Raw genomic sequence first — 19,848 nt, forward strand, 5'->3', positions numbered from 1 at the left:
CGAGCACAGCGAGATTGCGTGGAGTGCGGAGTACCGCGCGTGGGGTGTTGCGCAGGAGGCGATCAGGAAGGCGTCAGGGAAGGCTCAGTTCGCCAATCCCATCCGCTTCCAGGGGCAGTACCATGACCATGAGTCGGGGCTGCATTACAACCGGCATCGGTACTACGATCCTCAAGTGGGGCGGTATATCAATCAGGATCCGATTGGGTTGATGGGCGGGCTTAATACGTACGAGTACGCTTTTGGCAATCCGCTCACTTACATGGATTCGATGGGATTGAATCCAGCAGTTGGTTGCGCGGCGGGGGCTTGGGCTGGTGGCCCAATTGGTTGCGGTGCGGGCGCGCTGATTGGAACATTGGTGGGCGGCGTAGCAGTTACGGCGATATTGAGTACCCCCGGTGATACAGCGATATCAGACAATGATATTCGAGACAAAGCGGGTCGAAAAGTAAGCGCAATGGCAGAAACCATGAAACCACCCGGCAACTGCTCTCCGAGAGACCAGAAGCGTATGCAGGATGAAGTTGACCGTCACTGCAAGGGTGGACGACGTTCCTGTAACGCAAACACAGACCCCATGCAAGCAATGATTTTTAGAGAGGTCAACAGACAATGTGCAATGGCGCGCGACTCAATAAATAATCGTTGCTATGCTGGCGGAGATCAAAATCACAGAGATGAAGCCATTAAAGCCTGGGAGGGAGTCGCGAGATGCGAAAAACAGATTCGCTAGCTGACGAATTACGGAAATTACGATTTGATATTGAAAAATGTTTCGGTATGGAGCAGCCGCCCAAGGCGAGTGATTTGATCAATTCTCATTATCTTGAGCCGGTACAAATCATGAATTTCTTCGCGGGGAAAAATTGGCGAAATATAACACTGGAATCTCTTGAGAAGGATTATGTGGGCGATGGATCCGCCTGCCTCTCATTTATGTCGCCAGCGGGTAGAAATTACTATCTACCGGCGTACCTATTGATTGCGTGTGAGCAGTATTACGAAGGGGATGTAATATCCCAGGGATTACCTGGAAGGCTAAAAACGTATGCGATCATGGATGATTTTTATCAGATTAGTTCATTAGGAGGAGCGAAGATGCGGGCGGTTGCAAAGGTTCTAAAGTTCATGCATGAAGTCTACGGTGAAGGGGATGCGAAAGATGCGTTAGATTCATTCTGGGGTAAGTTTCTCTGCTGAATGTGTCTTTTTAAGTCCAGCCAGGTGTAAGTCCATTTTCAACCTGATGCGTAGCCAGCGCGGGACGGACAACCTGCTGCGCGTGATGGTGGTGCTGACGGGGACGCCGAAGTATGAGGAACCGTCGCCGATAGCCGTAGCGCACACGCGTATGGGCACGCAGCTCTGGACGAGGATCCTTGACGCTTCTGTAGTACTGAACGCTGCGCGGTTGCTTCACGAGCCGACAGGCCCGCCTCATCGTCAATCCGTAGTGGCTTACCACGTAATCCACCACGTCTCTCCTCAGCGCGGGCCGGGCCACTTTTTTGATGCAACGTCCTGCAGGATGGCCTTGTCCAGGCTCAGTTCAGCAACCAGCTTCTTGAGCCGCGCGTTCTCGTCCTGCAACTGCTTGAGCTCGCGTACCTGATCTGACTGCATGCCGGCGTATTGCTTCTTCCACCGATAGAACGTCTGTTCCGAAATACCGACCTGCCGGATCACATCGGCCACCGGCATGCCCAACTCTGCCTGCTTGAGCACGGCCACAATCTGTTCGATCGAAAAGCGCTTGCGTTTCATGGCAAACCTCCTTCTGGTTCAGGGTCAAGTTTGCCGCAAAACTCACTCTCGAATCGGTCCAGGATTCCTAATGCGGATCAATCACGGTTCGAATCGCGAGATCCGCATCGCGCCGGGTCAGGTTCAGCACCTGCACGGACGTCGTCAGGATCACGTGTATCGCGGGGCATGTCCGTCGCAACACCCGGATCGCGGGAATGACGAAATCCATCGCCAGCGAATCGGTCGTCGTCACCCGAACCTCGCCTTCGAGCCGGTCGTCCGAGCCGTGGACGCGCCGCTCGAAGTCACTCGCCGCTTGCTCCATCGCTTCCGCGGCCTGCAGCGAATGCTCGCCGATCGGCGTCACGACATAGCCGGACGACGTCTTGAGAAACAGCTTCGCGCCCAGCGCTTTCTCCAGCGCCGTCAGGCGTCGCCCGACGGTGGCCTGATCGACATCGAGCACGACTGCGGCCTCGCGCAGCGTCCCGGCGCGATGAACTGCCAGAAAAACGCGTGCATCGTCCCAGTTCATGGTTAACGTTCTCTCTCGGTAAAGCATGTGTGCATTCGACGGGGAGCAATTATACAAGCCGCCCCCGACTCCCTACTCCACATAATCAGTCATCCATATCAATGTTCCGGTCAATTCACCGACCGAAACCGGAACCGTCTTCGGGATGCCCCCCAACGACCCGGCGCTTCGAAGAAGGTCGGATGCAACACTCGCCCCGACGGTCGTTGCGGCGATCCCTCCGCCCCCGCCCTCCCCCGAATCATCAGACCCTCGAATATCTCCCATCCGATATCGCGATTTTCCGCATCGAGCGCGCGCCGCTAGACTGGCTACACACTCGCGACGCCGCATCGTCGTACGGCAACGCGACACGCCCCCACGAAAACAATTCCGGGAGATAAGCCATGTCCGACCGGCATGCGCGCCGTGGCGCGCTCAAGACACTCGGCCTCGCGGCCGGCACCGCGCTGCTCGCCGCCGCGCGCCCCGCTCACGCCGCCGCGCCCGAAGCCGGCGCGCTGCTGCCCGGCGGCGCCACGCACCTCGCCGACCTCACACGCCGCCTCGCGGCCGCACCGCGACGGCGTGACTTCAAGACGGTGCCGATGATCCTCGAACGCCCCGACCAGTGGGATCACGCGGCACTCGCCGAAGTGACCGGCTACCGCGGCGGCCCGAAGCAGGTGTGGGACAACACCGAGCTCGGCGGCCCGTGGCTGAACCTGATGCGCAATTCGCTGAACGCGCAGATCTGGTCGTACCGCCATCCGGATTTCCTCGTCGTATCGGCCACGCACGGCAGCGCGCATCTCGCGCTGTTCGACCAGGCTGCGTGGGACAAATACGGCCTCGCGAAATTCGCAGGCGCCGCGTTCCCGACCAACACGCTGCTCGACGCGAAGCCCGCGCAATCGAAGGGCGCGCAAGACCACGAGTTGCCCGACGGCGCGTTCTCGTCGCACGACAACAGCGTCGCCGCGCTGCAGCAGCGCGGTGTCGTGTTCCTGTCGTGCCACAACGCGATCTGGGAACTCGCGGAACGCCTCGACGGTGCGAACGCGAATCCCGACAAGCTGCCGCTCGATGCGCTTGCGGCCGACCTGACCAACCAGGTGATCCCGTCGGCCATCGTCACGCCGGGCGCGGTCGGCACGCTGCCCGAACTGCAGCAGGCCGGCTTCACGTACGCAAAATGAGCCTCGCGATGACATCGATCCCCCTGCAACCGCCATCGCCATCGCGCCGTCGTCGGCGCGCGCTGCGCGCCGTGCTGGCCGCGTGGCTGTGCTGCGCATCGGTGCTGTCGCTCGCCGCGCCCACCGGCCCCGCCGAGACCGTCTTTCCGCCCTGGCAGGACGGCCGCAACAACGACGCGGCGCACCGTGGCCTCGAATTCACGGTGCCGCAGGTCGATGTGCTCGCCGATTTCCACGGCGACCTCACTGCGCCGAAGCTCGTGCTGTTCGTCGGCGGCAACTACTTCTTCGCGATGGCGCCGCTCGTCGCGAAGTTCGAGGAAGACCATCCCGAATACCGCGGCCGCATCTACTGGGAAACGATCCCGCCCGGCCTGCTCGTGAAGCAGATCCAGGCAGGCGGCACGATCACCGTCGGCAACATGACGTGGACGGTCAAGCCCGATGCGTATTTCGCGGGGCTCGGCAAGATCAACGGGCTGATCGCGGACGGCACGCTCACCGGGCCGGCCGTGCCCTATGTGACGAACCAGCTGACGATCATGGTGCGCGCCGGCAATCCGAAGCGGATCGCGTCGCTGAGCGACCTCGCGCGGCCGGACGTGCAGCTTGCGATGCCCAATCCGGCCTTCGAAGGTGTCGCGCGGCAGATCCGCGCGTCGCTCGTGAAGGCCGGCGGCGACACGCTCGCACGTACCGTCTACGACGACAAGGTGCGCACCGGCACGACCGAGCTCACGCACATCCACCATCGGGAAACCGCGCTGTTCCTGATGCAGGGTCGCGCGGACGCGGGCGTGCTGTGGCAATCCGAAGCGGCGTTCCAGGAACAGGTCGGGCATCCGCTGATGCACATCGACATTCCGGCCGAGCAGAATACGACGGCAATCTATGCGGGGGCGATGGTGAAGGACGCGCCGCATCCGGAAGCCGCCCGCGCCTGGCTCGCGTTCATCCGGTCGCCGGAGGCGTTCCGGATTTTCCAGCGCTACGGCTTTGGCCGATACGATGCGGCGACACCGGCGCAGAATCTCGCACCGGAGCAGAAGCAGCCCGACGCGGGCTGACCGCGCGGCCGCGCGGCCGCGCCGGCAGTCCGGCGGTGCGCCCGCGAACGACAACAAGGAGGGGACACGTGAACGATACGGTGGACACACCGCGACGCCGGTTCGCGCGGCTGCTGGCGGCGGCGGCGCTGCTGGCCGGCCACGCGCGCGCGGACGACGCGACGCTCGGCAAGACGATCGCGACACACGGCACGACGGCGGGCGTCGCCGCGTGCATCGGCTGCCACGGCAGCCAGGGCGAAGGCAACACGGCGGCCGGCTTCCCGCGCCTCGCGGGCACCCACGCCGCGTATCTGTCCGCGCAGCTTGCCGCGTTTGCGGACGGTAGCCGCCAGAACCCGGTCATGCAGCCGCTCTCGAAAATGCTGACACCGCACGAGCGCGACGCGGTATCCGCATACTTCGCGAGCCTGCCCGCACCGGCCGGCATCGTCGCCGCCAACGACACGTCGATCGATCCGGCGAACACCGGCGCGTGGCTCGCGACGCGCGGCCGCTGGTCGCAAGGTCTGCCCGCGTGCGCCCAGTGCCACGGCCCCGGCGGCCTCGGCGTGGGCACCGCGTTTCCACCGCTCGCGGGCCAGCCTGCCGCCTACATCGCCGGCCAGTTGAACGGCTGGAAACACGGCACGCGCCCGCCCGGGCCGATGGCGTTGATGCCGGCGATCGCCGGCAAGCTGTCCGACGCCGACATCGACGCGGTAGCCGCCTATTACGCGCGCGGCGGCGCCGCGCAGGGAGACAAGCAATGATCGACCGCACGACGCTGATCCGCCGCGTCCGCGCGGCCCTGCTCGGCGCGGCCTGGATGCCCGCGCTCGCGTGCGCGGCCGCCCCGCAGGACGCACCGGCCGTCGCTTCCGCACCCGCGCCTGCCTCAGTAGCGACTGCCGCCAGGCCGTTCGCGCCGCCCGCCGAATCCGCGATACCCGCCGACGAGTTCGGCAAGACCGTGAAGCTCGGCGAGCAGATCTTCCTGCACACGCCCGAGTTCGCGGGCAAGTACGTCGGCAACAAGCTGACCTGCGCGAGCTGCCACCTCGACGCGGGCCGCCGGCCCGATTCGAGCCCGATGTGGGCCGCGTACCTGCTGTATCCGGCGTATCGCAGCAAGAATGGCCACGTGAACACGTTCGCCGAGCGCCTGCAGGGATGCTTCCGCTACAGCATGAACGGCAAGGCGCCGCCGGCCGGCGACCCGATCCTCGTTGCGCTCGAAACCTATTCGTACTGGCTCGCGAAGGGCGCGCCGGTCGGGACGAAGCTGCCGGGGCAGGGTTTCCTGAAACTGCCGCCGCCCGCGCAGAAGGCCGACTATGCGCGCGGCGCCGCCGTCTACACGCAGCACTGCGCGCTGTGCCACGGCGCGGACGGCCAGGGGCAGTCGAGCGGCGGCAAGGCCGTCTTCCCGGCGCTGTGGGGCGTGCGGTCGTTCAACTGGGGGGCGGGGATGGGCGACATCCGCAATGCGGCCGGCTTCATCAAGGCCAACATGCCGCTCGGGCTCGGCGGCACGCTGACCGATCAGGAGGCGTGGGACGTCGCAACCTTCATGGACAGCCACGAACGTCCGCAGGACCCGCGCTTCACGGGCTCGGTGCAGGACACGCGCGCGAAGTTCCACGATTCGCCCGATTCGATGTACGGACTCAGCGTGAACGGGCGCGTGCTCGGCGCGCCGTGACGCAGGCGCCGTGCCGGCCATCCGGCCCGCACGGCCTGCACGTTCACGGATGCCAGCGATACACGATCATGCTCGTGCCGTTGTAGTTGTCCTTCGTGATCACGTATTCGCCGGTCGAGCGCAGGTACGCGCGGATCCCGTACATCGAGTCGACATCGTTGCCGACGTCCATCGCCGGCGCGTTCGAGTTGGTCAGCGTCGTCACGAGCGCGCCCGTGTTGAGGTCGAACACGTCGACGTTCGGCACGGTGTGCACGTAGCCGACGAACAGGTAGTGGCCCGCCGCCGCGATCGACTTCGGGTTCGCGCTGGTCAAATTGATCACCGGGTTCGGCGCGGTCGTGTTGCCGTTCTTCCAGCCGTGATAGACCTCGATGTGCCCGTTCATCGCGGTCCAGTCCCAGTTGTTCGCGAGGCCCTGTGCGAGGATCATCGTGTCGCTGTCCGCCTGGTAGATGATCCGCGTGGTCGGCGCCACGGTGCTCGGCACGGGCGTCGTCACCGGCTTGCCCCATGACGGCTTGCCGTTCGCATCGAAGCCCGTCATCGGGTAGCGGGTAATCGCATTGGAGCCGTTCAGCCCGGCCCACACGTCGCCGTTGCCGTCGATGTCGAAACCGGTCGTGACCTGCAACGTCGTGTTGAACGGCTTGCCAGGCAGCGAGCCGGCCGGGTTCGCTATGTAGCCGGTCGCCGGCGTGAAGTAGTAGAAATTGAAGTTGCCGGGGTTCTGGCCCGACGCGACGAGAATCCGGTTGCCGCCCACCATCACGAGCTGGCCGAAGTGCTGGCCGCGCTGGTAGTCGTTCATGTCGAGGCGCGGGTCCTTCGGATAGGTGAACGGATCGACCGTGTTCGCGACGAACGTGCCGCCCGCCGAGCCCGTATAGACGTTGTTGCCACTGTAGAAGAACGCGCCGTCGGTTGCCGGGTCGGGCGCGGCGATCGCCTCGAAGTTCAGCGCCTGCAGCTTCCATTGCAGCACGCCCGTCGGGCTGTACGAATGAAGATCGGTGCTGCCGTTGCGCCCGAGATCCCAGCCGCCGCCCCACGCGTTGTTGAGCACGTACAGGTTCCCGCCCGAATCCTTGCCGATGCCGACCACGCGCGTGAAGCGCTTGTCGCCGACCTGCCCCTTGATGCCCGAGGTCGTGTCGAGATAGCCGCCCTGCACGCCGAACGTGCCGATCTGCTGCGGCACCCCGGCGAGGCTGTAGAGCTTGATGTTCATGTCCGGACCCTGGTCGCCCACCAGCAACTGTCCTGTCGACGCGTCGAAATACAGCGCCGACGGCCGCGCGCCGGCCGCCATCTGGATCGTGTTCAGCAGCGTGCCGGTCGCGCTGTACTGCGCGACCACGCCCGCGCTCATGCGGGCGACCCACAGGTTGCCCGCCGCATCGAGCGCCAGCGCGCCGGGCCCGGTCACGGCGATGTCGCGCTGCCAGACGCCATCGGTCGTGTAGACACGCACGCGGTTGCCGTAGAAATCGCTCGCATACAACAGGTTGCCGGCCGTCGCGAGGCCGGTGATCACGTCCGGGTTCGGGAGGCCCGTCCATGTGCTGACCGGGATACGCAGGTCGCGTTTGTTCGTACTGCGATCGTAGCGACCCACCGAGCCGCTGCCGAAGTTGCGGTTGTAGCCCAGCGCGACGAAGATCGACGTCGCGTTGCCGGTAATCGCGCCGCCCTGGAATTCGTCGTGGATGCCGATCGTGCCCATCGGCTGACCGTTCTGGTAGAGCGCGACGCCGCCCGCGTTCTCGTCCCAGCGCGACGACGTGTAGATCACGCCCTCGGGCGCGACCCACATCGAGCGCGCGGCATTGCCCACGTGCTGGGCCAGCGTGCCGTACGTGTTCGCGAGCCAGTCGGTCGAATATGTCACCTGCGCGTGACTCGCCGGCACCAGCATTGCCATGCACATTCCCAGCAACGCCGCCCGAATTTGTTTCATTGACATGAATAATGCTCCCGAACGTTCAATTATCGACACTGTAAATCGCGGCGCATGAAATATTGGTGATTCCGGCTAAAGCGCATTCGCCGTCACCCCGAATTATTCACGCCGTTCTTTTTGCCGTCCGGCGCTTTTCCGTCAACGATGGTCAAACCCGCTCACCACGCCGCGACAGCTTGCCGGCCGCACGGCCTGGGTGCTTTTTCCTCGGCATTTTCTTCCGGATCGCTCAAAGCAAATGCGTCATTTTTTCTGAAATATCCGCATTGCCTTTTTTCATTCCCCCGGAAATGGGCTCGATGATTACAAATCGAAATTAAAATGAAAGAAAAAAAATATTATCCGGCGCGATCGCGTCGTCGCGATTCAGCGCAGCGGCATGCGGCGAGCGGAAAGGGAGAACAAGGGAAAAGACAGGGAACACCGCGCGCCGGCCGTGCCGGCACGCGGCCGCGATCGTTCAGTTCGCTTCGTCGAGCGTCGGGCCGTCCCAGCCGTCGAGGAATTTCGGCAGCGCATCGACGACGTCGATCACGCGGTGCCGGTAGAACAGGTGCATCGTCGGCCGCAGGCCGTCGGGCAGTTGCCCGCCGTGCGCACGCGCGGCCAGGCTGTTCGGCACGACACGCATGCCGAGCCGGTTGGTGCCGCACACGATCTCGCCGCACGACGCGCAGTACGTGCGCGACATCGACTTCGACGGATGCGGGAACGTCGCGCTTGCGCCTTCGACGGCAACCTGCTCCGGCGGCCACGCGGTCGCCGACAGCACCGGCGTGCCGTAGAAATCGCGGCAGGTCGCGCAATGGCAGTTCGCGCGCGCCGCCGGCTCGCCGCGCAGCGTCACGGTGACGGTTCCGCACAGGCAACTCGCGGAATGCGTTCGGGTCATGTCATCTCCTCCAGGAAAGGAGGCGACAGTATAGGAGCCTGCGTGCAACGTTGCCGGCATCGGCTGCGGGCAACGTTGCGGCCGCAACGATCGCTGCGCGTCAGAACTTCTGGCGCAGGCCGAGGCTGACGATGGCCTGCGAGCGCGAATCGGACGAGTGGCCGTTCGCCTTGTCCGACACCGACGCCGTCGCGGCCACCGGCCGGCCCAGCGCGTCGAGCGTCATGCCCGATGCATGCTGGTACGCGCCGAGCAGGTACACGCTGGTGCGCTTCGACAGGTCATACACGGCGCCGAGCGTGACGTTGTGATACTGCGCGCGGTCGTCCACGCCGTCGACATCGCTGCCGCGCGTGTAGCTGTAGCCGGCGAACAGTTGCGTTTGCGGGCGCACGTTCCAGCGCGTGAACACGCCCGCGACGTTGAACGTCGCGTGGCCCGTGAACAGCGACTGGCCGCCGCTGCGGTACTGCACGTTGCTGTAGTTCACGCCGACGACGGCCGGGCCGAAGTCGTAGGTCGCGCCGGTCGCGATGATCTGCTGCGACTGCGCGCTCGCATAGCCTTCGTTGATCGACGAGTTGAACAGCCCGTCGTCGGTGCTCTGCCACTTGCCGGCCGACGGGTCGGTCGCGCCCGTCTTGCTGTTGTCCGAGCGCTCGTAGCCGACGCCGACCCGCAGCGGCCCCGCCGCGTAGGCCGCGCCGACGCTCCACGTGTTGCGCTGCTTCATGCTGCCCGGCTGGCTGCCGAAGCCGTACAGCGCGCCGAACGTGAAGCCCGCGTAGCTGGCGCTCGTGTACTTGATCGAGCTGTCGACCCGCGCGGTCTGGTCGAGGTCGTCGATGTCGCCCGGGTGCGCGCCGAAGCCGCCGATGTACGACGACGGGCCGACCGGGCTCACGAAATCGTCGAGCGACGTGTACTGGCGGCCGAGCGTGATCGTGCCGTAGCGGTCACTGCCCACGCCGACGAATGCCTGGCGGCCGAACTGGCGGCCACCCTGCCCCGACGTGCCGTTCGCGATGTCGAAGCCGTTCTCGAGGACGAACAGCGCGCGCATTCCGCCGCCAAGATCCTCGGAACCCTTGATCCCCCAGCGGCTGCCGGACAGGTTGCCGGTCGTGAGCCCGACGCTCGAATGGCCGGTGTACGCGCCCGCGGAGCCGACCCGCTCGTTGCTGCGGTAGGTCACCCCCGCATCGACGATGCCGTACAGCGTGACGGAGCTTTGCGCGGCGGCGAGGCCCGCGAGCGAGAGCAGCAGCGGGGCTGCGATCAGTTGCTTGTTCATGGTTGTCGTGTCTCCGGGCGTTGAACCCGTTGTTCTGTCTGTCAGTTGCGAGTAGCGCGCGGGCGGCGAGATCCGCCGGCGGTGCGAGGCCGGCGGCGTCCGCGCGCGACGACGCGGCGGGCATGCCCGCTGCGGCCGCCATGGTAGATGGAACCGGTTCCCATCGAAAGCGGAATAATGAAAACAGTTTCTTGCCAAAATTGAGATAGTCGTGCGGGCCCTCTTGTGCGCAGCGCGCCGCACCTGTACAGCCCGGGCAAGCGCAACCGATAATCGAACGCGCGCCATCCATCGGGAGTGCCTTCATGCATGAAACGACCCTGCTGATCTTCGCCGCCGTCGCGTTCGTCGGTATCGCGACTCCCGGCCCGACCGTGCTGCTCGCGCTGACCAACGGCTCGCGCTACGGTGTGCGCCGCGCGGCCTACGGCTTCGCGGGCGCGATGCTGTCCGACTTCGTGCTAATCGTCGCGGTCGCGCTCGGCCTCGGTGCGCTGCTGATGGCGTCGGCGTTCTGGTTCTCGGTGGTGAAGTGGCTCGGCGCCGCATATCTCGCTTACGTCGGCATCCGGCTGCTGATGTCGAAGGGGGCGCTCGACGTCGCCGCCGCGCACAGTGGCGACGCATCCGGGCGCAACGCGTCGATATTCGCGAAGAGTTTCCTCACCGCGGTGACGAACCCGAAGGGCTATCTGTTCTTCTCCGCCTTCCTGCCGCAGTTCCTCGATCCGTCCGCGCCGCTCGCGCCGCAATACGTCGCGCTCGCGGTCACGTTCGCACTGCTCGACGGTGTCGTGATGTTCGGCTACGCGCTGCTCGGCGCGCGCGCGGTGCGGCTGCTGAAGCGCGCGGGGGCGCTGTGGCTCGAGCGCACCTGCGGCGCGATGCTGCTCGCGCTCGCCGGGTCGCTGGCGCTGTATCGGCGTCATGCCGCGTAGGCGCGGATGCCGATGAGAGTCGCTACGCCGCCCCGCTCCGGCTTTCCCGGCCTGTCGCTGCGCCAGATCGAACGCGCAGACCTCGACGCGTGGTACGCGTACCTGACGAATCCCGACGTCTACCGTCACACGAGCTGGAACCTGCGCTCGCCCGACGATCTGCTGCCGCTGTTCGACGCCATCGATTCGACGGACCCCGATTCGATCCGGCGTCTCGCCGTGATCGACGACGCATCGGGCGCCCTCGCCGGGACGATCGGCCTGCATACCGTATCGACCGTGAACCGCTCGTCGGAGATCGCATACGATCTCGCGCCGTCGCACTGGGGGCGCGGGATCGCGAGCGCACTGTGCGAGGCCGTCACCGCATGGGCATTCGCCGATGGCGGCTTCATGCGCATGCAGGCCGTCGTGCTGACCAGCAACGAAGGCTCCGCGCGTGTGCTGCAGAAGTGCGGCTACCGGTATGAAGGGCTGTTGCGCGCGTACAAGATGGTGCGCGGCACGCCCGGCGATTTCGCGATGTACGCGCGCCTCGCGACCGACTGACCGCGCCCCGCGGCTTCAGACCCGCGGCTTGACGTACAACCGCTCACCGCTTCGCGTGCGCTCGCCATTGGACGGCCTGCGCCGAATTGGCGACAATCGCCGTTCCCTTCCCCGACGATCCGCCTTGACGTCCTCCGCTCCCTAAAGGGAGAGGATTCCCACACCTGGCGATGCACGTCCGCATCGGAGAATGTTCAGCGCAGCGTTGATATCACGATCATGCTCGACACCACAGTCACTGCAGGCCCACTCTCTTATTCTCAATCCCGCGATACCTTTCGGCCGCGTCGTGCTGTCTTTCGACCCGCACGCCGAACAGGACTGGGTAGAACCGCTTTCGTCGACTTCCTCGAACGTGGCCCCGTGCACGATCGCTTTGTAGCGGAGCTTGTTTCGGAAGGACGACCAGGACGCGTCGTAGACGCTCTTCGCCATCCTGATTCTGGCGAGTTTGACAGGCGACACGTTGCCGACCGCGATGTAATCGAAGCGCCGCACCAGATCGAGCGCGAGTTTATGCTGGAAATCGGCACGGGCATTCGCCACCTTGGCGTGCAGCTTCGCGATATGCCGCTTGTGCTTTCGTGCCCGTTGCGCTTTCGCCAGCTTCTCGGCCGCGCATCGACCGAACCGATCGTTAGGCAGTCTCTCGCCGGTCGAAAGTGTAGCGAAGTCTTTCAGGCCGAGATCGATGCCGACGCCGGAACGGATAGGTCTGGCCGGAACATCCGGCATCTCGATCACGATGTTCAGAAACCAGTTGCCGCGTGCATCCTGCGCAAAGTTGGTCCCGTCCTTGATCTTGCCTTCGGGAAGTGGGCGGCTGTTGAACACGCGAAACGTGTTGCCAGCGAAACGGAACGCGTCACCCTCGCGCTTCAGGTCACGGCCCTTCAGCGGCACCCAGCCCAGCGATTTTCTGCCGCGATAGCGCAGGTAAGGGCGTCGGTGTTGGCTGCGCGACTTCGCATATTGCTCGCACGTCGCGTTGACCGTGCCGGAGTGAATACCGAGTTCCTTGCTGCTGCCGGTCGTCAGCACGTTCAGGTCAAAACCCGTCGGCCACTTCTTGCCCCACTTGAGCGCGTGCTTCTGCGTGTCATTGCAGAAGTTCCAGACGTAGTTCACCGCGCGGCTCTGCTTGTTAAGCAGTCCGTTGAGCGATTTCACCCGGTAGCGATAGACAAGGATCATGCCGGTGATCCTAACCCGTCGAAGAAGCTGCCTGTCAACAGCAATCCTTTCCTCCCCGTCCTGAAGGACGGGGTTTCTCGGAGCAACTGATGAAAATCGCCGCGCTGTCCGACATCCACGGCAACCTCGCCGCGCTCGACGCGGTGCTCGACGACGTCCGCCGCCGCGGCGCCGACGTGATCGTCAATCTCGGCGACATCCTGTCCGGCGCGCTCCATCCGGCCGAGACGGCCGACCGCCTGATCGCGCTCGACCTGCCGACCATCAAGGGCAATCACGAACGTCAGTTACTCACCGGCGATCGCGAATCGATGCGGCTGTCGGATCGCTGGGCGCACGACACGCTGCGCGCCGATCATCTGGCATGGATCGCCGCGCTGCCCGAACGCATGACGCTCGGCGACGACGTGCTGATGGTGCATGGCACGCCCGACAGCGACCTCGTGTATTTCCTCGAAACGGTCACGCCCGACGGCTGCCGCGCGGCCACGCCCGATGAAATCGCGCGGCGCGCGGGCGACGAACCTGCATCGCTGATACTGTGCGGCCACACGCACATCCCGCGCACCGCCAAGCTCGACGACGGCCGGCTGATCGTCAACCCGGGCAGCGTCGGGCTGCAGGCATACACCGACGACCTGCCGCATCCGCACCGCATCGAGACGGGCTCGCCGCATGCGCGCTACGCGATGGTGTCGCGCACGGCCGCCGGCTGGAACGTCGAATTCCACGCGGTCGAATACGACTGGCACACGGCGGCCGCCACCGCGGCATCGCGCGGGCGAGACGACTGGACCGTCGCGCTGCGCACCGGCCGGTGCTGACACGCGCGCCGCGCCATCCCGATTCACTTCATTCACCGGAAAACCGCACCGTCATGCCTGTTCCGTCGCAACTGCTCTTCCTGCCCGGCGCATCGGGCAGCACCGCCTTCTGGCAACCGCTCGCCGGCCTTCTCGAGCATCCGGCCGAGCGCCGGATCGTCGGCTATCCGGGCTTTGGAGACACCCCGCGCGATCCGGCCGTCGACAATTTCGACAGCCTCGTGCGTCATGTTCTGGAAACGATCGACCAGCCGACCGCCGTGATCGCGCAATCGATGGGCGGCGTGATCGCGATGCGCGCGGCGCTCGACAAGCCCGAACTGATCACGCATCTCGTGCTGACGGTCACGTCCGGCGGACTCGACATGGCCAGGCTCGGCGCGCAGGACTGGCGCACCGGTTTCGCGGAAGCCAACCCGCAGCTTCCCGACTGGTTCATGACGTTCCGTGCCGACCTGTCGCAGGAGATCGGCCGCATCGCGCAGCCGACGCTGCTGCTGTGGGGCGACGACGATCCGATCAGCCCCGTCGCGGCCGGCCGGCGCCTGCTCGAACGGTTGCCCGACGCGCAGTTGCACGTCGTGCCGGGCGGCCGGCACGATCTCGCGGCCGTGCATGCGGCGACGCTCGCGCCGCTCGTCGATGCGCATCTGCAGCGCGGGTGACGTCGAGCGCTTCGGTTTCGGCTTCGGCTTCGGCTTCGGCTTCGGCTTCGGCTTCGGCTTCAACGTCAGCTTCGGCTTCACCACGAACCCGAAACCGCGCCGCCCACGCACCGCATCCCGTCACCCCGCATTCCTCAGCGTCAGCCGCGCCTCGAGCCCGCCGCCGTCCGTCCGGTTGGTCAGCGTGAGCGTGCCGCCCATCGCAAGCGCGAGCTGCCGCGCGATCGCGAGGCCGAGCCCCGTGCCGCCCGTCTCGCGGTTGCGCGACGTCTCCACGCGCCGGAACGGCTCGAACACCGCGTCGAGCTGATCGTCCGGAATGCCGGGCCCGCGATCGAGCACGGCGATCACCGCGCCGCCGTCCGGTGCGGCGTGCACGTCGATCTCGGCCGCGCCCGCGAACTTCAGCGCGTTGTCGACGAGGTTGCCGACGATGCGGCGCAGCGCCTTCGGCCGCGTGACGAGCGCGAGCGGCGCGCGGCTGTGCAGCGCGACGTCCTGCCCGGCATCCGTGTAGTCGCACACGATGCTGTCGAGCAGCGCGTCGAGATCGATACGGCGCGCGGCTTCCTCGTTGCCGTGCAGCGTCCGCGCATACGCGACGCCCTCCTTCACCAGATGCTCCATCTCGAGCAGGTCCTGGCGCAGCTTCGCGCCCTGCGCGTCGTCCTCCATCATGTCGGCGCGCAAGCGCATCCGCGTGATCGGCGTCTGCAGGTCATGCGAGATCGACGCGAGGATCTGCATGCGTTCGGCCATGTACTGCGCGATGCGATCCTGCATCGCGTTGAACGCCCGGGCGGCGCGCGCGACTTCCGACGGCCCGCCCTCGTTCAGCCGCTCGCCCTTCAGGTCGGGGCCGAGCGCATCGGCGGCCTGCGCGAGCTGCTTGAGCGGCCGGGTCGCGAGCCGTACCGCGAGCCAGCAGCATGCGGCCAGCACCGCGAGCTGCAGCGCGAGCACGACCGGCAGCCAGCCCGACAGCGGCACCGTCGACATCGGATGGATGTCGATCGTCAGCGGCGAACCGTCGGTCAGGCGCAGATGCACCTGCAGATGTTCGCGGTCGCCGGGAATCGCGTTCGCGGTCAGCGGGTAGTCGCCGCCGATGCCGTCGGAGATCGAGCGCTCGACGCGCGCCGACAGCCGCGCTTCCGGCGGCGTGCCGGTCTCGCCGGGCCCGAGGATGAACGTATAGCTGCGCCGCGCGAGGCGCGGCAGCCATGCGGCCCGCTCGGCCGGCGGCAGGTGGTCGAGCAGCGCGACCGAGCTCGCGACCTCGCGCTCGATGTAGCCCATCATCAGGTTGGTGGTCGCCTGGTCGCGCTCGGTCACGGTGAGCCAGAACGAAAGCGTCTGCGCGAGCGCGAGGCCCACGCACAGGATCAGCGCGAGCCGCGCGAACAGCGAGCGCGGCCAGTGCCACGGCATGCGCGCGCTCATTGCGTACCGTCGACGGCAGTCACGGCCGACGAGAACACATAGCCCTCGTTGCGCAGCGTCTTGATGTAGCGCGGCTCGCGCGCACCGTCGCGCAGGCGCTGGCGCAGCCGGCTCACAAGCAGGTCGATCGACCGGTCGAACGGATCGGATTGCCGACCCTGCGTGAGATTGAGCAGCTGGTCGCGCGTCAGCACGCGCTGCGGGTTGTCGAGGAATACGCGCAGCAGCCGGTATTCGGCGCCGCTCAACGCGACCAGCGTGCCTTCCACATCGAGCAGGTGGCGCCCGGTCGTGTCGAGCCGCCATTCGCCGAACGCGAGCATCTCCGCGGTTTCCGTCACCTGCATGCCGGGCGGCAGCATGCGCGCGCGGCGCAGCACCGAGCGGATCCGCGCGAGCAGCTCGCGCACCGCGAACGGCTTGGCCAGGTAATCGTCCGCGCCCATCTCGAGGCCGATGATGCGGTCGGTTTCCTCGCCGCGCGCGGTCAGCATCAGCACGGGCACCGTGCGGAACTTGCCGGCACGCAGGTCGCGGCACAGCGTGAGGCCGTCCTCGCCCGGCATCATCAGGTCGAGCACGATCAGGTCGGGCGCGCCGTCGTCCAGCACGTTGCGCATCTCGCGGCCATTCGCGGCCAGCGAGACGCGCATGCCGTTCTTCTCCAGGTAATCCGCGATCAGTTCGCGGATCGCGCGGTCGTCGTCGACGATCAGCACGTGGTCGATCTTGTCCATGAGTCGGTGTCGAGGTATTCGGGCAGGTGATGTCCGCTTTTATACCGCACGGCGGGCGGGTGTTTGTATCCCAATGTATCGCGCCGCCGTGACGACACACAACATTGCACACGCGTGGCCCGCCGGACACATCGCAGATACGTCGGCGCCGCCTAATGGGGCCTGTCGAAACCCGTCCGGCCGCCGCCACCGCGCGGCGGCCTCCCGTTCAGGAGAACGCCATGCTGCCCCGACTCAAGATCGCCGCCCTCGTCATCGCCCTTGCCGCCACAGCCGGGCTCGCCGCCTTCGCGGGCACCCGCGACGACGCGGGCATGCCGACTTCGCAGGCCGGCACGGCCGCGCCCGATTTCACGGGCATCGACCGCTGGCACAACAGCCCGCCGCTGACGCTCGGCCAGTTGCGCGGCAAGGTCGTGCTCGTCGATTTCTGGACGTACTCGTGCATCAACTGCATTCATACGATTCCGTACGTGAAGGAGTGGGACCGGAAGTATCGCGACCAGGGGCTCGTCGTGGTCGGCGTGCATACGCCCGAGTATCCGTTCGAGCGCGACGCGAAGAACGTCGCCGATGCGATCAAGCGCTTCGATATCCGCTATCCGGTCGCGCAGGACAACCGCTACGACACGTGGCGCGCGTACGGCAACGAGTACTGGCCCGCGCTGTACCTGATCGACGCGAACGGGAAGGTCGTCTATACGCGCTATGGCGAAGGCGGGTACGACAAGACCGAAGCCGCGATTCGCAGCGCGCTCGCGCAGGCCGGTGAAGGCGCGAAGGGCGCGACGCGCACGCAGTGACGGGCCGGTGCGCGGGCGTGGCGCTTGCCCGCCCATGCCTGCCCGTCACGGGCGCTCACCCGCGCTTCGCGTCGGCCGCCGCGATCATCGCTTCCCCGATCGCGAGGTTGCCGTTCGCGACCAGCGCGTCGCCCGCGCCGCGGATATCGGCCGCGTCCTTGTTCTGCCCGAGCTTGCGTTTGCCGACGAGCCGCGTGATCTCGATCTGCAGCCCGACGATCGCCTGCAGCATCGCGTCGAGATAATCCGCCGGCGCGTCGCCCATTTTCCACGGCACCGGCTGCGACGCCTCGTGCGTGCGCGTCAGCCGGGCGACCACGCCGCGCACGAATTTCGCGTCGTCGCGCACCGTGATGCGGCCGTGCGCATGCACGACCACGTAGTTCCACGTCGGCACCTGCCGGTGCGCGACATGCTTGCTCGGATACCAGGTCGGCGAGATATACGCGTCGCCCGCGCGGAAGATCACGAGCACCTCGTCGCCGTTCGCAACGTCCTGCCAGACCGGATTCGCGCGCGAGACGTGCGCATGCAGTTCGCCGAGGCCGCCGTCGCCGGGTAGCAGTTCGAACGGGATGTGGTTCGCGTCGAGCCCGCTGGTGCCGTGCGTGATCAGGCTGCCGAACGGATGCTGCACGATCAGCTCGCGCAGCGCGTCGGGGTTGGGTTCGTTGAAATCGGCGGGGACGTACATGTCGGCTCCACGGTCGTGCGGGGTGGGAACGGATCGGGCGCTGGCCCGTCATGCGCCGATTGTGGCGTCAAACTGGTTTATGCTGTAGAGCCGGTTTGGAACAATTTCAGCAGACCAGAATCATGGCAAGAACGGCCCGGAACGCCGATATCCCGTCGCTCGGCGCGCTCGATCGCGCGGCCGGCGACCTGAGCCGCCAGCTCGCGCAGGCGCTGCGCGACGCCGTGCGGCGCGGCGACGTCCATCCGGGCGACGTGCTGCCGTCCACGCGGCGGCTCGCCACGTCGCTGCAGGTGGCGCGCGGCACTGTCGTCGATGCGTATGCGCAGCTCGTCGCCGAAGGCTTTCTCGAATCGCGCGGCGGCGCGGGCACGCGCGTCGCAAATGCGCTCGCGCTCGCCGGGCCGCCGCCCGTCGACGCTCCCGAACCGCCTGCGCGGCGCCACCCGCCGGCGCATACAGGCCTGCCCGAGCCGGCCGCCACCTTCGCGAGGATCGCCGGCGAATTCCGCCCGCTGCCGGCCATGCCGTTCGCGATCTCGGTGCCGATCGGCCTCACCGCGCCCGACGACATCTGGCGCCGGCTCGGCAACCGCCTGCGCGCACGCGGCGCCGGCGCGCCGTCCGGCTATGCCGATCCGCAAGGCGCGCTGCCGCTGCGCGAAGCGATCGCCGACTACGTGCGCCGCTCGCGCTCGGTGCGCTGCCATGCCGACCAGGTCGTGATCACGAGCGGCACACAGCAGGGGCTGCATCTCGCGAGCCAGGTGCTCCTCGGCGCGGGCGATCAGGCATGGGTCGAGAATCCGGCCTATCGCGGCATCACCGCGCTGCTCGACAGCACCGGGCAGCGCGACGCGATGGTGCGGGTGCCGGTCGACGCCGACGGCCTCGACGTCGACGCCGGCATCCGTCTCGCGCCGCATGCGCGGGTCGCATTCGTCACGCCGTCGCACCAGTATCCGCTCGGCATGCCGCTCAGCATGGCGCGGCGCAATGCGCTGCTCGCATGGGCACGTGGGCAGCGCGCGTGGGTGGTCGAGGACGATTACGACAGCGAGCTGCGCTACGAAGGCCATCCGTTCCCGTCGCTGCAGGGGCTCGACCCCGACCGCGTGATCTACCTCGGCACGTTCAGCAAGATCCTGTTTCCGTCGCTGCGGCTCGGCTATGTGATCGCGCCCGACGATCTCGTGCCCGCGTTCTGCGGCGCCCGCGTGCTGATGGATCGCCACGCACCGACCGCCGACCAGCACGTGTTGGCCGCATTCATTGCGGAAGGCCACCTCGACCGCCACATCCGCCGCGTGCGCGGCGTGTATGCGGAACAGCGCACGCTGCTGATCGACACGCTCGGTGCGCGGCTGCCGCGCGAGCGCGCGTGGGTGCAGCCGGGCGACCAGGGGATGCACGTCGTGCTGTGGCTCGCGGAAGGAATCGACGATCTCGACGTAGTGGAGCGCGCCGCGCAAGCCGGCGTCGCGGTGCGTGCCGTGTCGCCGATGTTCGCGCCGGGCACGGCCCGCCCGGGGCTCGTGCTGGGCTTCGGCGGGTTCGGCCGCGCGCAGATGGAAGCGGCCGCGCAGCGGCTGGCGGATGTGGTCGCAATGGCTGCCGACGACGCCTTGCCGCGCTGACC

The 19,848-nt window shown here is 66.5% G+C and carries 19 protein-coding genes and 2 pseudogenes; 12 read left to right on the plus strand and 9 right to left on the minus strand.

The features are described from left to right. A partial coding sequence (locus C5O79_RS38890; protein WP_276321209.1) for an RHS repeat-associated core domain-containing protein occupies positions 1-736 on the plus strand: 736 nt, incomplete at its 5' end. Then, positions 715-1,203, plus strand: a complete 489-nt coding sequence (locus tag C5O79_RS34450; protein ID WP_131932161.1) for a DUF6714 family protein — start codon at positions 715-717, stop codon at positions 1,201-1,203. The genes C5O79_RS38890 and C5O79_RS34450, both read left to right, overlap by 22 nt. Before the next feature lie 106 nt (positions 1,204-1,309). Here C5O79_RS34450 and C5O79_RS34455 read toward each other — a convergent pair. Both C5O79_RS34455 and C5O79_RS34460 read right to left on the minus strand, forming a co-directional pair. After that, positions 1,310-1,767: pseudogene (locus C5O79_RS34455) on the minus strand (transposase); the annotation flags it as partial. Between the two features lie 82 nt (positions 1,768-1,849). Beyond that, a pseudogene (locus C5O79_RS34460) lies at positions 1,850-2,284 on the minus strand (LysR family transcriptional regulator); the annotation flags it as partial. Positions 2,285-2,670: 386 nt separating this feature from the next. Between C5O79_RS34460 and C5O79_RS34465 the strand changes: the two are divergent. From C5O79_RS34465 to C5O79_RS34480, 4 genes are all read left to right on the plus strand, one after another. Beyond that, positions 2,671-3,462 (plus strand): transcriptional initiation protein Tat, encoded by a 792-nt coding sequence (locus C5O79_RS34465; protein WP_122476791.1) that lies wholly within the window; start codon positions 2,671-2,673, stop codon positions 3,460-3,462. Between the two features lie 8 nt (positions 3,463-3,470). Beyond that, on the plus strand, positions 3,471-4,529 hold the full coding sequence (locus tag C5O79_RS34470) for a substrate-binding domain-containing protein (protein ID WP_122477523.1): 1,059 nt from the start codon (positions 3,471-3,473) through the stop codon (positions 4,527-4,529). Between the two features lie 68 nt (positions 4,530-4,597). After that, complete coding sequence (locus tag C5O79_RS34475; protein WP_122476793.1) at positions 4,598-5,281, plus strand: c-type cytochrome; 684 nt, start codon at positions 4,598-4,600, stop codon at positions 5,279-5,281. Further along, positions 5,278-6,213 carry a c-type cytochrome gene (locus C5O79_RS34480; RefSeq protein WP_122476796.1) on the plus strand — a complete coding sequence of 312 codons (936 nt, stop codon included), beginning with the start codon at positions 5,278-5,280 and terminating at the stop codon, positions 6,211-6,213. The genes C5O79_RS34475 and C5O79_RS34480 overlap by 4 nt, the downstream gene beginning before the upstream one ends. 43 nt (positions 6,214-6,256) lie before the next feature. On the opposite strand, the gene C5O79_RS34485 is transcribed toward C5O79_RS34480, so the two are convergent. The 3 genes from C5O79_RS34485 to C5O79_RS34495 all read right to left on the minus strand — a co-directional run bounded on the left by C5O79_RS34485 (position 6,257) and on the right by C5O79_RS34495 (position 10,362). After that, positions 6,257-8,179, minus strand: coding sequence for an SMP-30/gluconolactonase/LRE family protein (locus C5O79_RS34485; RefSeq protein ID WP_122476799.1), 1,923 nt, complete (start codon positions 8,177-8,179; stop codon positions 6,257-6,259). A 457-nt stretch (positions 8,180-8,636) separates the two neighbouring features. Beyond that, complete coding sequence (locus tag C5O79_RS34490) at positions 8,637-9,068, minus strand: GFA family protein (RefSeq protein WP_046549735.1); 432 nt, start codon at positions 9,066-9,068, stop codon at positions 8,637-8,639. Between the two features lie 100 nt (positions 9,069-9,168). Further along, complete coding sequence (locus C5O79_RS34495) at positions 9,169-10,362, minus strand: porin (RefSeq protein ID WP_122476802.1); 1,194 nt, start codon at positions 10,360-10,362, stop codon at positions 9,169-9,171. A gap of 305 nt (positions 10,363-10,667) precedes the next feature. Here C5O79_RS34495 and C5O79_RS34505 point away from each other — a divergent pair, with 305 nt between their 5' ends. Together C5O79_RS34505 and C5O79_RS34510 are read left to right on the plus strand one after the other, a co-directional pair. After that, positions 10,668-11,300 carry a LysE family translocator gene (locus C5O79_RS34505; RefSeq protein WP_046549737.1) on the plus strand — a complete coding sequence of 211 codons (633 nt, stop codon included), beginning with the start codon at positions 10,668-10,670 and terminating at the stop codon, positions 11,298-11,300. Positions 11,301-11,312: 12 nt separating this feature from the next. Further along, a complete protein-coding gene (locus C5O79_RS34510; protein WP_047850992.1) occupies positions 11,313-11,849 on the plus strand; it encodes a GNAT family protein in 537 nt (178 codons plus the stop codon). Between the two features lie 141 nt (positions 11,850-11,990). On the opposite strand, the gene C5O79_RS34515 is transcribed toward C5O79_RS34510, so the two are convergent. Beyond that, entirely contained in the window at positions 11,991-13,043 is a 1,053-nt protein-coding gene (locus C5O79_RS34515) for an RNA-guided endonuclease TnpB family protein (protein ID WP_122476804.1), read from the minus strand. A gap of 89 nt (positions 13,044-13,132) precedes the next feature. Between C5O79_RS34515 and C5O79_RS34520 the strand changes: the two genes are divergently transcribed. Further along, positions 13,133-13,867 (plus strand): metallophosphoesterase family protein, encoded by a 735-nt coding sequence (locus C5O79_RS34520; RefSeq protein WP_046549739.1) that lies wholly within the window; start codon positions 13,133-13,135, stop codon positions 13,865-13,867. 53 nt (positions 13,868-13,920) lie between these two features. Beyond that, a complete protein-coding gene (locus C5O79_RS34525; protein ID WP_122476807.1) occupies positions 13,921-14,532 on the plus strand; it encodes an alpha/beta fold hydrolase in 612 nt (203 codons plus the stop codon). Between the two features lie 120 nt (positions 14,533-14,652). Here the strand turns inward: C5O79_RS34525 and C5O79_RS34530 are convergent, their stop codons facing one another. Together C5O79_RS34530 and C5O79_RS34535 are read right to left on the minus strand one after the other, a co-directional pair. After that, positions 14,653-15,975 carry an ATP-binding protein gene (locus C5O79_RS34530; protein ID WP_122476810.1) on the minus strand — a complete coding sequence of 441 codons (1,323 nt, stop codon included), beginning with the start codon at positions 15,973-15,975 and terminating at the stop codon, positions 14,653-14,655. Beyond that, a complete protein-coding gene (locus C5O79_RS34535; protein ID WP_122476812.1) occupies positions 15,972-16,712 on the minus strand; it encodes a response regulator in 741 nt (246 codons plus the stop codon). Before C5O79_RS34535 ends, C5O79_RS34530 begins: the two co-directional genes overlap by 4 nt. Before the next feature lie 221 nt (positions 16,713-16,933). Between C5O79_RS34535 and C5O79_RS34545 the strand changes: the two genes are divergently transcribed. Beyond that, a complete protein-coding gene (locus C5O79_RS34545; RefSeq protein ID WP_122476815.1) occupies positions 16,934-17,515 on the plus strand; it encodes a thioredoxin family protein in 582 nt (193 codons plus the stop codon). Positions 17,516-17,570: 55 nt separating this feature from the next. On the opposite strand, the gene C5O79_RS34550 is transcribed toward C5O79_RS34545, so the two are convergent. Continuing rightward, entirely contained in the window at positions 17,571-18,209 is a 639-nt protein-coding gene (locus C5O79_RS34550; protein ID WP_046549743.1) for an FMN-binding negative transcriptional regulator, read from the minus strand. Positions 18,210-18,331: 122 nt separating this feature from the next. Between C5O79_RS34550 and C5O79_RS34555 the strand changes: the two genes are divergently transcribed. Further along, complete coding sequence (locus C5O79_RS34555) at positions 18,332-19,846, plus strand: PLP-dependent aminotransferase family protein (RefSeq protein ID WP_122476818.1); 1,515 nt, start codon at positions 18,332-18,334, stop codon at positions 19,844-19,846. Positions 19,847-19,848: the final 2 nt, after the last annotated feature.

Source organism: Burkholderia sp. SRS-25 (assembly GCF_004343765.1).
Classification (GTDB): domain Bacteria; phylum Pseudomonadota; class Gammaproteobacteria; order Burkholderiales; family Burkholderiaceae; genus Burkholderia; species Burkholderia contaminans.

Coding starts and splice junctions, on each gene's coding strand:
- C5O79_RS34450 (WP_131932161.1), top strand. CDS start 715: ATGCGAAAAACAGATTCGCTAGCTGACGAATTACGGAAATTACGATTT.
- C5O79_RS34465 (WP_122476791.1), top strand. CDS start 2,671: ATGTCCGACCGGCATGCGCGCCGTGGCGCGCTCAAGACACTCGGCCTC.
- C5O79_RS34470 (WP_122477523.1), top strand. CDS start 3,471: ATGACATCGATCCCCCTGCAACCGCCATCGCCATCGCGCCGTCGTCGG.
- C5O79_RS34480 (WP_122476796.1), top strand. CDS start 5,278: ATGATCGACCGCACGACGCTGATCCGCCGCGTCCGCGCGGCCCTGCTC.
- C5O79_RS34485 (WP_122476799.1), bottom strand. CDS start 8,179: ATGTCAATGAAACAAATTCGGGCGGCGTTGCTGGGAATGTGCATGGCA.
- C5O79_RS34490 (WP_046549735.1), bottom strand. CDS start 9,068: ATGACCCGAACGCATTCCGCGAGTTGCCTGTGCGGAACCGTCACCGTG.
- C5O79_RS34495 (WP_122476802.1), bottom strand. CDS start 10,362: ATGAACAAGCAACTGATCGCAGCCCCGCTGCTGCTCTCGCTCGCGGGC.
- C5O79_RS34505 (WP_046549737.1), top strand. CDS start 10,668: ATGCATGAAACGACCCTGCTGATCTTCGCCGCCGTCGCGTTCGTCGGT.
- C5O79_RS34510 (WP_047850992.1), top strand. CDS start 11,313: ATGAGAGTCGCTACGCCGCCCCGCTCCGGCTTTCCCGGCCTGTCGCTG.
- C5O79_RS34515 (WP_122476804.1), bottom strand. CDS start 13,043: ATGATCCTTGTCTATCGCTACCGGGTGAAATCGCTCAACGGACTGCTT.
- C5O79_RS34520 (WP_046549739.1), top strand. CDS start 13,133: ATGAAAATCGCCGCGCTGTCCGACATCCACGGCAACCTCGCCGCGCTC.
- C5O79_RS34525 (WP_122476807.1), top strand. CDS start 13,921: ATGCCTGTTCCGTCGCAACTGCTCTTCCTGCCCGGCGCATCGGGCAGC.
- C5O79_RS34530 (WP_122476810.1), bottom strand. CDS start 15,975: ATGAGCGCGCGCATGCCGTGGCACTGGCCGCGCTCGCTGTTCGCGCGG.
- C5O79_RS34535 (WP_122476812.1), bottom strand. CDS start 16,712: ATGGACAAGATCGACCACGTGCTGATCGTCGACGACGACCGCGCGATC.
- C5O79_RS34545 (WP_122476815.1), top strand. CDS start 16,934: ATGCTGCCCCGACTCAAGATCGCCGCCCTCGTCATCGCCCTTGCCGCC.
- C5O79_RS34550 (WP_046549743.1), bottom strand. CDS start 18,209: ATGTACGTCCCCGCCGATTTCAACGAACCCAACCCCGACGCGCTGCGC.
- C5O79_RS34555 (WP_122476818.1), top strand. CDS start 18,332: ATGGCAAGAACGGCCCGGAACGCCGATATCCCGTCGCTCGGCGCGCTC.